We start from the raw sequence: 11,509 nt of genomic DNA on the forward strand, positions 1-11,509 counted from the left end.
GAGAGCGAGTACGCCATGACCGCCACACCAGCGATCGAGATCTACGACCTGCGCAAGTCCTTCGGCAGCGTCCGGGCCCTGGACGGCCTGGACCTCACCGTCCAGCCCGGGGAGGTCCGGGGTTTCCTGGGACCCAACGGCGCCGGCAAGTCCACCACCATCCGGGTGCTGCTCGGGCTGCTCCGGGCCGAGTCCGGCACGGCCCGCCTGTTCGGCGGCGACGTCTGGCGTGACGCCGTCGCGCTGCACCGACGCATCACCTACGTGCCCGGCGACGTGAGCCTGTGGCCCAACCTGACCGGCGGCGAGTGCATCGACTACCTCGCCCGCCTCAGCGGGCGCGCCGACCGGGCCCGCCTCAAGGCCCGCAAGGCCGAGCTGCTCGAGCGCTTCGAGCTGGACCCTCGCAAGAAGGCGCGCACCTACTCCAAGGGCAACCGGCAGAAGGTCGCCCTGGTGGCAGCCTTCCTGACCGACCCCGAGCTGTACGTGCTCGACGAGCCCACCTCCGGGCTGGACCCCCTCATGGAGGCCGTGTTCACCGAGTACGTGCGGGAGGCCAAGGCGGCGGGCCGGTCCGTGCTCCTGAGCAGCCACATCCTGTCCGAGGTCGAGAAGGTGTGCGACACCGTCACGATCATCCGCAACGGCGTGGACGTCGAGTCCGGCACGCTCGACGAGCTGCGCCACCTCACCCGCACGAGCGTGACCGCCGTGGTCGGGGCCGACCCCGCGGCCCTCGCCGACCTGATCGGGGTGCACGACCTGGTGGGCACGCCCTCCGACGGCGCCGGGACCCGGGTCACGTTCGACGTCGACAACGCGCAGATCGGCACCGTGCTGTCCGCCGTCACCGCCCTCGGCGTGCGCAGCCTCACCGCGACCCCGCCGTCGCTGGAGGAGCTGTTCCTGCGCCACTACGGCGACGCGCTGCAGTCCGAGACGGCGGGCACGCGATGAGCGCCGCCGTCGCCACGCCGCCGGTTCCTGCCGTCGCCGGCCCCGCGCTCGGGTCCACCCTCGCCGGTACGGGCATGCTGCTGCGGTTCATGCTCCGCCGCGACCGCACGCGGATCCTCTGGTGGACCCTCGGCGTCACGCTCCTGTACGCGGGCGGGCTCGGCGAGTACGTGCTGCTCGACGACCCCGACGCCAGCGCCGCCCGCTCGGTGCTGGTCTCGTCGCCCGCGATGGTCTCCATGACCGGGCCGGGCTACGGCATCGACGACTACACCCCCGGCGCCGCCGTCGCGAACGAGTTCATCCTCTGGGTCGTGCTCACGCTGGCCGTGATGAGCATCCTCCAGGTCGTGCGGCACACCCGTGCCGAGGAGGAGAGCAGCAGGTCCGAGCTCGTGCGCGCCGGTGCGGTGGGCCGTCACGCGCCGTCCGTGGCAGCCCTGCTCCTGGTGCTCGTCATGAACGTCGTCATCGCCGTGACCAGCGCGATGGCGGTCACCGCGCAGGGCTTCGACGCGGGACAGTCGTTCGCGATGACCTCCGGGATCGCGCTCGGGGCGCTCGTCTTCGGTGCGGTCGCGCTCGTCGCGGCCCAGGCGTACGAGCACGGCCGGGGAGCCGTCGGCGTGTCCCTCGCGGTGCTCGGCGCGGCGTTCCTCCTGCGTGCGCTGGGTGACGTCCAGGAGCGGCACGGCAGCGCCCTGTCGTGGCTGTCCCCGATCGCCTGGGTCCAGCAGACCCGGGTCTTCGTGGACCTCAGATGGTGGCCGCTCGGCCTGTGCGTCGCCGCGATCGTCGTGCTGATCGTGGTCGCCGCGTTCCTGGGTTCGCGGCGCGATTTCGGGGGCGGGCTGGTCGCCGTCCGCCCGGGCCACGCCGACGCCCGGCCCACGCTGACCGGCCCCGGGCCGCTGGCCTGGGTGCAGCAGCGGGGTGCCCTGATGTGGACGGCGCTCGGCCTCGGCCTCATGTGGCTCGGCTCCGGCACCATCATCCGGGAGGTGCCGAAGATGCTCGACGCCGTCGAGGGCAACCCGATCTACGCAGCCCTCCTCGGCAGCAACGAGGACATGGTCCGCACATTCCTGGGCATCTTCGGCCTCTACATCGCGGCCGGTGCAGCCGCCTACGGCACCGCCGCGGCGCTCCGGGTCAAGGGCGAGGAGGAGGCGGGCCGCACGGAGATCACGCTGGCCACGCCGGTGTCCCGCGGGCGCTGGTTCGCGTCCTCGCTCGTGGTCGCGCTCCTGGGCACGGTGGTCGTCCAGCTCACCGGCGCGCTCGCGCTCTGGCTCGGCGCCGCCTCGACGGGGTACGACGACGTCCGGTTCGGCGAGTACCTGGAGCTGGGCCTCGCGTACCTGCCGGCCCTCGCGGTGCTCGTCGGTCTCGCGGCCGCCCTCTACGGCTGGCTGCCGCGGGCCACCGGCGTCGCCTGGGTGATGGTCGGGTACGTCTTCCTGGTGGGCATGTTCGCCGACCTGTTCGACCTGCCCGAGTGGGCACGCAAGATCTCGCCGTTCTGGTGGGTGGGCAACCCCGCGCTCGAACAGGTCGAGGCGTCGCGCCTGTGGGGACTGGGCGGGGTGGCGGCGCTGTTGTTCGTGCTCGCCTTCGTCGGATTCCGCCGCCGGGACGTCCCGGCCGTCTGACGGCCGGGCCGATGACGTTCCGACAACGATCCTGACCGCGATCAGCGGCAGGACGCCGCTCCGGCGTCCTGCCGGCTGTCGCGGTCAGGTACCGTCCGGTAGTGTGCGGGAGCCCGTCCGGTGCCCAGCAGGCAGGTCGTACCGCCGCTCCCGGACCGTGCCCCGCCGAGCCCAGTGAGGACGGACCGATGATCTTCAAGGCCGTAGGAGACGGCCGCCCGTACCCCGAGCACGGGCGGTCGCGTTCGCGTGACTGGGTGGACGTGCCCCCGCGCCAGGTACGGCTCGACGAGCTGGTGACCACCAAGCGCACGCTCGACCTCGACACGCTCCTCGCGGAGGACTCCACGTTCTACGGCGACCTGTTCGCGCACGTCGTGGAGTACGAGGGCACGCTCTACCTGGAGGACGGCCTGCACCGCGCCGTGCGGGCGGCCCTCCAGCAGCGTCCCGTGCTCCACGCTCGTGTCCTCACCATCCGCTGACCTCAGGTAGGTTCGACGCGTGACAACCCCCGGGTACGACCAGGCGCGCGTGGAGCGCCGGCGCCGCGAGCACGAGCGCCAGGCCGTGGTCTTCGGTGTGCTCATCGCATTCCTGGCGGTCTGCGGCATCTTCGCGCTCGCGGTCTTCTCGGGGGCGATCAGCTCCCCGTTCAACCGGCCGTTCACCACGGTGGGCGCCTCCGAGCAGAAGACGTATCCGGTCGCCTGCCTCCCGGCGGTCGAGGGGCAGCCCGACGGTGCTCTCCCGGTCGCCTACTCCGAGATCAAGGTCCGCCTGCTCAACGCGACCGACGGTCAGCTCGGCCTCGGCCAGGCCCACGAGACCGTCCTCTCCGACCGCGGCTTCGAGATCATGGAGGTCGGCAACGTGCCCGTGGTGCTGCCCGAGTCGGAGATCCGGTTCGGCCGCACCGGTATCGTGCAGGCCTACGAGCTGGCCGCGCAGTTCCCGAAGATGCGCCTGGTGCTCGACGACCGGGGCGGCCCCGCGGTGGACCTGCTCATCGGCGAGAACTACGACGTGCCCCTCGACGTGAAGGACGTCGACGTGGCCGCCGACCAGCCGCTGCGCAACGCCGAGGACTGCGTGCCCGCCGACTCGATCACGCCGGAGAAGCAGATCATGCCGGCCGTGCCGGAGCAGGCCGCCGACGAGGTTCAGCCCGAGGGGTAGTCCCGGCTAGGGTGCGTGCTGTGCCGGACCCGTCCTCAGGAGCAGTGGGCCTCGGCCGCGCGCTCCTGTGGGCCGTGGTCGTCCTCGCCCTCGCCCTGACGGCGCACCTCGAGGCCGGTGGCCACCTGCCGCCCGCCGAGGCGATCGCGCTCCTCGGCGCCCTCCTGCTCGCGGTGACCGCGGTCGCCGTCCGACGGCAGGTGCGCTGGCCCGGTGGCCTGGCGCTGGCCGGCCTCGGCCAGTACGCCCTCCACCGCGCGTTCACCTACCTGGGCGGCGCGTGCGCGGCGCCCACCCTGCCCGACGACGGCCTGACGGCCTGGGGTCATGCGCACCCGGCCGGAGCCGTCCTCGGCGGCGCCGGGGCCTGCGCGGCCGGGGCCGAGCCGACCGCGCTCGGCGCGGGGATGCTCCTCTGGCACGTCGTGGCCACGGTGGTCTCCGTCGCGTTGCTCGTGGGTGTGGAGCGCGGCATCTGGCTGCTCGCGTCCTGGCTGGTCCGTCCCCTCGCGGCGGCTTTGCTGCGGCTCCCGGTCGTGCGCCGGGCCCTCGTGCCGGTCGTGCCCGTGGTGCCGTCGGGCTCCGTCGACCTGTCCGTCGCGCCGGAGCGCGGGCCGCCGCCGGCCCTGGTGATGCGCCTCGCGGCCTGAGGAACTCGGGCGGGGGCGCGTCCACGCACGCCCGCACACCCCTCAGAACGAAAGACCGAGCACATGACTCGCTTCAGCATGCCCGCCCGCCGCGCCCTCGCGGCCGTTCCCGCCACCGCCGTCCTGGTGCTGCTGCCGTCGGTGGCGTACGCCCACGTGACCGTGAACCCCGACACCACCGCCGCCGAGAGCTACGCGAGCCTGACGTTCCGCGTGCCCACGGAGTCGGACACGGCGTCCACGTCGGAGCTGGTCGTGGACCTGCCCACCGACACCCCCTTCCTCAGCGTCACGCCGCGCAGCCTGCCCGGCTGGGACGTGAAGGTCGAGACCGCCACGCTCGACGAGCCGTTCGAGGTCGAGGGCGCGACCGTCGACGAGGCGCCCGTCCGCGTGACCTGGACCGCCCAGGAGGGGCACGAGGTGCCGCCGCACGAGTACCAGGAGTTCGCCGTCCGCGTCGGCGCGCTGCCCGAGGAGGGCACCACCGTGGTGCTCCCCGCGCACCAGACCTACACCGACGGCAACGTCGTCGACTGGGACGACCTCCCGGCGGACGACGGCACGGAGCCGGAGGCACCCGCGCCGGTGCTCACCACGACCGCTGCTGAGGAGGACGGGCACCACGGCGCCGCGACGTCGTCCGACGGTGCGGACGATGCCGCGGCGGCCACGACCGACGCCGTGGACCCGGTGGGCCGGTGGCTCGGCGGTGCCGGGCTCGTGGTCGGTGCCGCGGGGATCGGCGTGGCGCTGGCCACGCGCCGTCGCGCCTGATGGCGTGACCGGTCGCGCCGTCCGCATGCCGGGCGGCGCGACCGGGCGGTGCCCGCGGCCGGGCCTCAGGCGATGCGCAGCAGCGCCTGCACCGGGGTGTGGTCGCTGGGGTACCGGCCGTCCCGGGTCCACGTGTTGATCGCCGCCGAGCGCACCTCGACGCCGGGCGTGGCGAGGATCCAGTCGATGCGGGTGCCGTCCGGGTCCGGGGCGCCGTAGTTGGGGAACGTGCCCGCGTACGGCGTGAGCCGGCGGTCCGCGGCGAGCCAGGTGTCCTGGAGGCCGCCGTCGGTCACCAGCACGTCGTACGGAGCGGACGCCTCGGCCGCGGCGTTGCAGTCCGCCGTGAAGACGACGGGCAGGCCGGCCGCGGCGACCTGCTCCCGGACCACCTGGGCGCTGCGGAGGCGGGCGTTCTCGGCCTGGTGGTCGAAGTGCGAGTTGATGTGCACGAAGTCACGGCCGGTCACGGTGTCGTGGAACCGGGCCCACGTGACGATCCGGGTCACGGTGTTACCCCAGGTGGCGGAGCCGATCACGGCCGGCGTGTCGGAGAGCCAGAACTGGTCCCACCACGTCACCGTCAGCCGGCGCGCGTCGTAGAAGATGGCCGAGTACTCGCCCGCGGCTCCGCCGTCGCGCCCGAAGCCCACCATCTCGTAGCCGCGGCCCAGGCCCTCCTCGACCGCCGTGAGCTGGTTGAACTCCACCTCCTGGACACCGAGGATCGTCGGCTGCTCCAACCGCAGGAACGCGGCGGTGAGCGGCGCTCGCTCCGGCCAGTAGTCGGGCTCGCCCGGCTGGGTCTGGCCCTCGCGGTCGTAGCGCACGTTGAAGCTCATGGCGTGCAGCCACTCGCCGCGCGCGGGGCCGATCACGGGCCTGCCGCCGTGCGCGGTCTGCGCTGCAGCCGGCGCAGCCAGTGCGGCCGAGGCGCCGAGGGCGCCGACGGCTCCTGCTGCCGTGAGCATGGTGCGGCGTGAGATGCCGGGGGTCGTGGACATGCGCTCTCCTCCAGGTCAGGGGTTGATGCCGGTCAACCCGACCAGACCGAGATGAGCGCGCCCGTAACGCCGCATGACGTGGGGGCGAAACGACGATGACGCGAGACATCGGTGATGTCTCGCGTCATCGGACTGCGGAGGATGGGGGATTCGAACCCCCGAGGGCGTTAACCCAACACGCTTTCCAAGCGTGCGCCATAGGCCACTAGGCGAATCCTCCTCGCGTCCCACCCCTGGGCGAGCGCGCGGCCACTGGACCGAAGTCTGGCGCGGCCTGACGAGGATACCGGACACCTCGCTCGGACAACGAATCGTGGCGTGGGCCCGGCCTGTGCGGGGGCTCGCGGGTTCGGCCGGGCCTCCCGGATCGGTTAGGCTGGGGGCAGACCCCTCGTGCGGCACCATCTCGCCGAACTCCCCCAGGGCCGGAAGGCAGCAAGGGTAAGTGAGCTCTGGTGGGTGTGCGAGGGGTCCTCTCTTGCCCGGAGTTCTGCGGGTCCGCCACGATGCGGACAGATTTTCGTCCGCATGATGGGATTTTCCGGAAGCGGCTGGCTCTGGCGCCCTGCCGTGACGCACGATGTCCGCATGACCCGCACCTGGACCGCCGCCACGACGTCGCGCACCTGTCGCGACGCCATGTGTCGCGACCGCGTGCGCGGCGGGCGAATGTGCGAGCGCTGAGCGCGCCGTACCCTCCCGCGACCCGCTGAGGGTCGCACCCGCACCGTCCCGAGCTCGCCACGTTGCTGATGGCCGTGGCCCGCCGACGCACGTCGGCCTGCGCAACACGCCGGCCCCCGCATCCTGAGCACAGGCACACCCGCGTCCGTGCGCTCCGAGAGGACCCACCCATGTCTCGTTTCACCACTGTCTTGTCCGCAGGCCTCGCCGTCACCACCGCCCTCGCCCTGAGCGCCTGCGCGGGCTCCGACGAGATCACCCCCGCCACGGGCTCGGCCGACGACCCGGTCCGCATCGGCGTCGTCAACTCCGGCGACGACTACTGGACCACGTTCACCGACCTGGCCGAGGAGGAGGGCATCAGCGTCGAGCTCGTGAACTTCAGCGACTACCAGCTCCCGAACCAGGGTCTGACCGACGGTGACCTGGACCTCAACCAGTTCCAGCACCTGCAGTTCCTCGCCAACTACAACACCGCCACCGAGTCGGACCTCACGCCGATCGCGGCCACCGCCGTCTACCCGCTCGGCCTCTACTCGCTCAAGCACGACAGCGTGGAAAGCATCCCCGACGGCGGCGAGATCGCCATCCCGAACGACGACACGAACCAGGCCCGCGCGCTGCTCGTGCTGCAGGAGGCCGGCCTGATCGCCCTGCGCGACGGCGGCACCGCGTTCTCCACGCCGGCCGACGTGCTGGAGGACGAGTCGCGCGTGACCGTGACCCCGGTCGACGCCGCCCAGACGGCGCTCGCGCTGCAGGACGTCGACGCCTCGATCATCAACAACGACTTCGTGGGCGACGCCGACCTGACCGCCGAGGACGCCATCTTCTCGGACGACCCCGACTCGTCGGCCGCCGAGCCCTACATCAACGTGTGGGTGGCGCGCGGGGCCGACGCCGACAACGAGGTGTTCCAGCAGCTCGTCGAGATCTACCACTCCCCGGAGGTCACCGACGGCGTGATCGAGGCGTCGGGCGGCACCGGCGTCATCAAGGACAACTCCGCGGCCGAGCTGCAGGAGATCCTGGCCGGCATCCAGGAGGACGCCTCCTGATGCCTGCGGCGACCAGCAGCATCATCCGGTTCGAGAATGCCTCGAAGGTGTTCCCGGGCCGGGGGAAGGGCGCCGAGGTGCGCGCCGTCGACGGGGTCACCCTCGACATCCGCGAGGGCGAGATCTTCGGTGTGATCGGTCAGTCGGGCGCGGGGAAGTCGACCCTCGTCCGCCTGATCAACGCGCTCGAGCGCACCACCGGTGGCGACGTCGTGGTGGACGGCACGTCCCTCGGCTCCCTGAGCGAGGCGCGCCTGCGCCCCGTCCGCGCCGGGATCGGGATGGTGTTCCAGCAGTTCAACCTGCTCTCCTCCCGGACCGTCTCGGGGAACGTGGCCTATCCGCTCGAGGTCGCCGGCTGGCCGCGTGCTCGCCGCGAGGCGCGTATCGCGGAGCTGCTGGACTTCGTCGGCCTGGCGGACAAGGCGGGCGTCTACCCGTCCACGCTGTCGGGCGGGCAGAAGCAGCGCGTCGGGATCGCCCGGGCGCTGGCGACGAACCCGCGCATCCTGCTGGCGGACGAGGCGACGTCGGCCCTCGACCCCGAGACCACGCGCGACGTGCTGAACCTGCTCCAGCGCGTCAACCGTGAGCTCGGGATCACCGTGGTGGTGATCACGCACGAGATGGACGTGGTGCGGTCGATCTGCCACCGCGTGGCCGTGATGGAGCGCGGGCACGTGGTCGAGGTGGGCGAGGCCTACCAGGTGTTCAGCGCACCCGCGCACGACACCACGCGGCGGTTCGTCGCGACGGCTCTGCGCGACCGGCCCTCGCCCGAGGTGCTGGCCCGGCTACGGACCCGGCACACCGGGCACATCGTGACGGTCGGCGTGGACGAGGTGGCCGGCTCGTCGGCCGTGCTCACACGGACGCTGCGCGAGCACGGCGTGGACGGCACCGTCGTGTTCGGCGGGATCACCGAGGTCGCCGAGCGGCCGTACGGGTCGCTGACGGTGGAGCTCGTCGGAGAGGCCGCTGCCGTCGAGGCCGCGGTGGCGGCGCTGCGGAGCGTGACCTGGGTGGACGATCACGGGAGGGCTGACGCATGACCGAGGACTGGGAGCGGCTGACACCGCTGCTCTGGGAGGCCGCGGGCCAGACCGCGTTCATGGTGCTGATCACGCTGCTGGTCGGCGGCGTCCTGGGCCTGGCGCTCGGGCTCGGGCTGTACCTGACCCGGCCGGGGAACCTGCTGCAGCACCGGGTCGTGTTCGCGGTGCTGAACCTCGCGGTGAACATCGTGCGGCCGGTGCCGTTCATCATCTTCCTGGTGGCGCTCGGTCCGTTGACCCGTGCCGTGATCGGCAAGACGATCGGCATCGAGGCGTTCACGTTCGCGATGAGCTTCATGGCCACCTTCGTCTTCGCGCGGCTCGTCGAGCAGAACCTCGTCTCGATCGACCCCGGGGTCGTCGAGGCAGCGCGTGCCATGGGCGCGTCGCCGTTCCGGATCGTGCGGACCGTGCTGGTCCCGGAGGCGCTCGCGCCCCTGATCCTCGGTTACACGTTCCTGTTCGTGGGCGTGCTGGACATGTCCGCGATCGGTGGCTACCTGGGCGCGGGTGGCCTGGGCGACTTCGCGATCGTCCAGGGTTACCGGCAGTACGACTGGGCCGTGACCGCGGTCGTGGTCGTGATCATCGTGGTGATCGTGCAGGCGGTCCAGTGGCTGGGCAACGCCCTGGCCCGGCGGGCGCTGCGGCGGTAGACGACATTCGTCGACCGGTCTCGGTGCCGGCCGTCGCTGTACTGGACGGACGTGACGGCCCACTGACGCCCGCCGCCGTCGCTGCCGTGTCGTGGTCCGGCCGCGTCGGCGGCCTGGGCTGAGAGATCGCCATGCGCGGGCCGGACCGCCGAGGCGCTGTCCGGTCGGCCGGTCGTGGCCGGGGTGGCGCATGTTCCGCAGGCCGTGGTGGTCGAGGTGCGACCGACCGATACCGGTGACCGGTCGGCGTCGTGGTGACGACGACGTGCCGCCCCGTCTCCGGGTCGGTGCCTGCCGTCGAGCGCCAGCCGGGAGCCTCCTTGGCCTGGTTGCATGCGGCGCAGAGCCCTTGCCCGTTGGTGAGCTCGGTACCGCCTCCGTCCGCGGCTGCCCGGACGTGGTCGAGGTGCCGGATCGGCGCGTCGCACCAGGGTGTCCTGCAGGCGCCCTGATCCCTGATCCGGAGCAGGTCGGCGAGCCCGCCGGCGAAGAACCGCCGTCTGCTGGTGGCCCCGACGAGGTCGCCTCGGTCACCGGCGTAGACCGTCCGGAGCCACGCGGCGTCCAGGTCCAGCGCGCCGGCCACGAGGTTGCGGGCGACGGCCGCCGGGACGATGCCGTGCCCGGCACCCGTCGCGTCCAGTACGACAGCGGGCTCGTGCCCGCCGCCCAGCAGCGTCGCGTCCGAGACGACGAGGTTGACCGCGACCGGCACCGCAGCCGCGCGCTCCTGTCCGGTGATCCGTTCGACCAGCGTGTCGGCCATGATCTGCCCGGTCGAGCGCTCGTCACCGCGCGTCTGCCGGGCGGACTCCGCTGCGAACCGCAGCGCCGCGTAGACCTGGACACCCTGGGCCATGGGAAGCAGGGCCGTCACATGGGCCATCGCGTCCGGGGCGGGCCGGATGGACACCCGGCGTCCAGTGGCAGCCTGGGCTGCGCGCCGGACGAGCGCGACCGGGTCGAGCTCGTTGGCACGGGCCCTGATCAGCCCGACGAGCCGTCGTGTGCCGACTCCCTGCAGCGTCGCCGGGTCGGCGCACAGGTTGTCGTCGATGCGCGCGCGGTCCTCCGGGGTGAGACATGCCGTCTCCTTGACCAGGAGGAGCGCGCGCTCCTCGGAGAGCCTGCCGGTGCGCAGCGAGGTCAGGGTGTGGCGCATCTCCTCGTGCCAGACGTGCGCAGCCCCGAGCAGCGTCCGGGTGCGGTGCGGCGAGAGCCGCAGTGCGCGGGCAGCCTGCTGGACCGTGCTCGCGGTCGCGTCGCGTTCGGCGGACCGCGCCGTGACGGGAATCTGCCGGCCTGCCGCGTCGTGGTGCCCGGCAGGATCGGCCGCGTGTTCACGCGCTGCCCGCAGGGCGTCGTCGTGCAGCTCGACCAGGACCTGGGCTTGTACCGCCGCGCACGCCGCCTTGATCTCCTCCAGGGCGCGCAGGGTGTCGACCCGCGCGACGTCGGCTGCCGGTGTTGCCGCGGTCAGGAGCCAGGCGTGCAGGGTCGCGACCTGATCTGCACCGATCTGCGGACGGGACACGTCCGGCAGGCTGTGGGCAGCGCTGCCGCTGGTGCTTGTAGTCGTGTCGGTGGCGGCAGGCAGGCTTGGCGCGGCGCGCAGGCCAGGGGCGACATCGTGCATGGCTCATCACCCTTCCGCCGGAGACTTCGATCTGAAGCCATCGTATAGCACACGCGTTCGAAATGCAGAGGGAGTCGCGTTTGCCTGTGGACAACCTCCGCACCCGACCGGAACGCGAGGACGGTGCCTCCGGGACGCCCACGGCGGCAGTCCCGCTCGTCCTTCGTCACCGGGTGCGGCCTTGGGCGGGGCTGTCGC

At 72.4% G+C, this 11,509-nt stretch carries 11 protein-coding genes, 1 tRNA gene and 1 other RNA gene; 10 read left to right on the plus strand and 3 right to left on the minus strand.

Translation table 11 applies throughout. The features are described from left to right. The first annotated feature begins 15 nt into the window (after window positions 1–15). From ACIBBF_RS11075 to ACIBBF_RS11100, 6 genes are all read left to right on the plus strand, one after another. Window positions 16–960 (plus strand): ATP-binding cassette domain-containing protein, encoded by a 945-nt coding sequence (locus ACIBBF_RS11075; protein WP_397413193.1) that lies wholly within the window; start codon window positions 16–18, stop codon window positions 958–960. After that, a complete protein-coding gene (locus tag ACIBBF_RS11080) occupies window positions 957–2,612 on the plus strand; it encodes an ABC transporter permease (RefSeq protein WP_397413195.1) in 1,656 nt (551 codons plus the stop codon). The genes ACIBBF_RS11075 and ACIBBF_RS11080 overlap by 4 nt, the downstream gene beginning before the upstream one ends. Window positions 2,613–2,800: 188 nt before the next feature. Beyond that, window positions 2,801–3,097 carry a type II toxin-antitoxin system VapB family antitoxin gene (locus tag ACIBBF_RS11085; protein ID WP_397413197.1) on the plus strand — a complete coding sequence of 99 codons (297 nt, stop codon included), beginning with the start codon at window positions 2,801–2,803 and terminating at the stop codon, window positions 3,095–3,097. Between the two features lie 19 nt (window positions 3,098–3,116). After that, a complete protein-coding gene (locus ACIBBF_RS11090; RefSeq protein WP_397413199.1) occupies window positions 3,117–3,791 on the plus strand; it encodes a LytR C-terminal domain-containing protein in 675 nt (224 codons plus the stop codon). A gap of 20 nt (window positions 3,792–3,811) precedes the next feature. Then, on the plus strand, window positions 3,812–4,441 hold the full coding sequence (locus ACIBBF_RS11095; RefSeq protein WP_397413201.1) for a hypothetical protein: 630 nt from the start codon (window positions 3,812–3,814) through the stop codon (window positions 4,439–4,441). 63 nt (window positions 4,442–4,504) lie between these two features. Beyond that, window positions 4,505–5,218: a YcnI family protein gene (locus tag ACIBBF_RS11100; RefSeq protein ID WP_397413203.1), complete on the plus strand. Its 714-nt coding sequence runs from the start codon at window positions 4,505–4,507 to the stop codon at window positions 5,216–5,218. A gap of 65 nt (window positions 5,219–5,283) precedes the next feature. Here ACIBBF_RS11100 and ACIBBF_RS11105 read toward each other — a convergent pair whose 3' ends face one another. Both ACIBBF_RS11105 and ACIBBF_RS11110 read right to left on the minus strand, forming a co-directional pair. Further along, window positions 5,284–6,222, minus strand: coding sequence for an endonuclease/exonuclease/phosphatase family protein (locus ACIBBF_RS11105; RefSeq protein WP_397413205.1), 939 nt, complete (start codon window positions 6,220–6,222; stop codon window positions 5,284–5,286). 135 nt (window positions 6,223–6,357) lie between these two features. After that, window positions 6,358–6,442 (minus strand) — tRNA-Ser (locus ACIBBF_RS11110). Window positions 6,443–6,604: 162 nt separating this feature from the next. Here ACIBBF_RS11110 and ffs point away from each other — a divergent pair. The 4 genes from ffs (at window position 6,605) to ACIBBF_RS11130 (ending at window position 9,675) form a co-directional block, all read left to right on the plus strand. Next, window positions 6,605–6,701: signal recognition particle sRNA small type (ffs, locus tag ACIBBF_RS11115), an RNA gene on the plus strand. 375 nt (window positions 6,702–7,076) lie between these two features. Beyond that, window positions 7,077–7,964: a MetQ/NlpA family ABC transporter substrate-binding protein gene (locus ACIBBF_RS11120; protein WP_397413207.1), complete on the plus strand. Its 888-nt coding sequence runs from the start codon at window positions 7,077–7,079 to the stop codon at window positions 7,962–7,964. After that, window positions 7,964–9,016, plus strand: coding sequence for a methionine ABC transporter ATP-binding protein (locus ACIBBF_RS11125; RefSeq protein ID WP_397413208.1), 1,053 nt, complete (start codon window positions 7,964–7,966; stop codon window positions 9,014–9,016). Before ACIBBF_RS11120 ends, ACIBBF_RS11125 begins: the two co-directional genes overlap by 1 nt. Next, entirely contained in the window at window positions 9,013–9,675 is a 663-nt protein-coding gene (locus ACIBBF_RS11130; RefSeq protein WP_397413210.1) for a methionine ABC transporter permease, read from the plus strand. The genes ACIBBF_RS11125 and ACIBBF_RS11130 overlap by 4 nt, the downstream gene beginning before the upstream one ends. On the opposite strand, the gene ACIBBF_RS11135 is transcribed toward ACIBBF_RS11130, so the two are convergent. Beyond that, window positions 9,605–11,311 carry an HNH endonuclease gene (locus ACIBBF_RS11135; protein WP_397413212.1) on the minus strand — a complete coding sequence of 569 codons (1,707 nt, stop codon included), beginning with the start codon at window positions 11,309–11,311 and terminating at the stop codon, window positions 9,605–9,607. The genes ACIBBF_RS11130 and ACIBBF_RS11135 overlap by 71 nt on opposite strands. Between the last annotated feature and the right edge of the window lie 198 nt (window positions 11,312–11,509).

Origin of the sequence: Promicromonospora sp. NPDC050880, from assembly GCF_044456525.1 — a bacterium.
Taxonomy (GTDB): Bacteria; Actinomycetota; Actinomycetes; order Actinomycetales; family Cellulomonadaceae; genus Promicromonospora.

Coding starts and splice junctions, on each gene's coding strand:
- ACIBBF_RS11075 (WP_397413193.1), top strand. CDS start 16: ATGACCGCCACACCAGCGATCGAGATCTACGACCTGCGCAAGTCCTTC.
- ACIBBF_RS11080 (WP_397413195.1), top strand. CDS start 957: ATGAGCGCCGCCGTCGCCACGCCGCCGGTTCCTGCCGTCGCCGGCCCC.
- ACIBBF_RS11085 (WP_397413197.1), top strand. CDS start 2,801: ATGATCTTCAAGGCCGTAGGAGACGGCCGCCCGTACCCCGAGCACGGG.
- ACIBBF_RS11100 (WP_397413203.1), top strand. CDS start 4,505: ATGACTCGCTTCAGCATGCCCGCCCGCCGCGCCCTCGCGGCCGTTCCC.
- ACIBBF_RS11105 (WP_397413205.1), bottom strand. CDS start 6,222: ATGTCCACGACCCCCGGCATCTCACGCCGCACCATGCTCACGGCAGCA.
- ACIBBF_RS11120 (WP_397413207.1), top strand. CDS start 7,077: ATGTCTCGTTTCACCACTGTCTTGTCCGCAGGCCTCGCCGTCACCACC.
- ACIBBF_RS11125 (WP_397413208.1), top strand. CDS start 7,964: ATGCCTGCGGCGACCAGCAGCATCATCCGGTTCGAGAATGCCTCGAAG.
- ACIBBF_RS11130 (WP_397413210.1), top strand. CDS start 9,013: ATGACCGAGGACTGGGAGCGGCTGACACCGCTGCTCTGGGAGGCCGCG.
- ACIBBF_RS11135 (WP_397413212.1), bottom strand. CDS start 11,311: ATGCACGATGTCGCCCCTGGCCTGCGCGCCGCGCCAAGCCTGCCTGCC.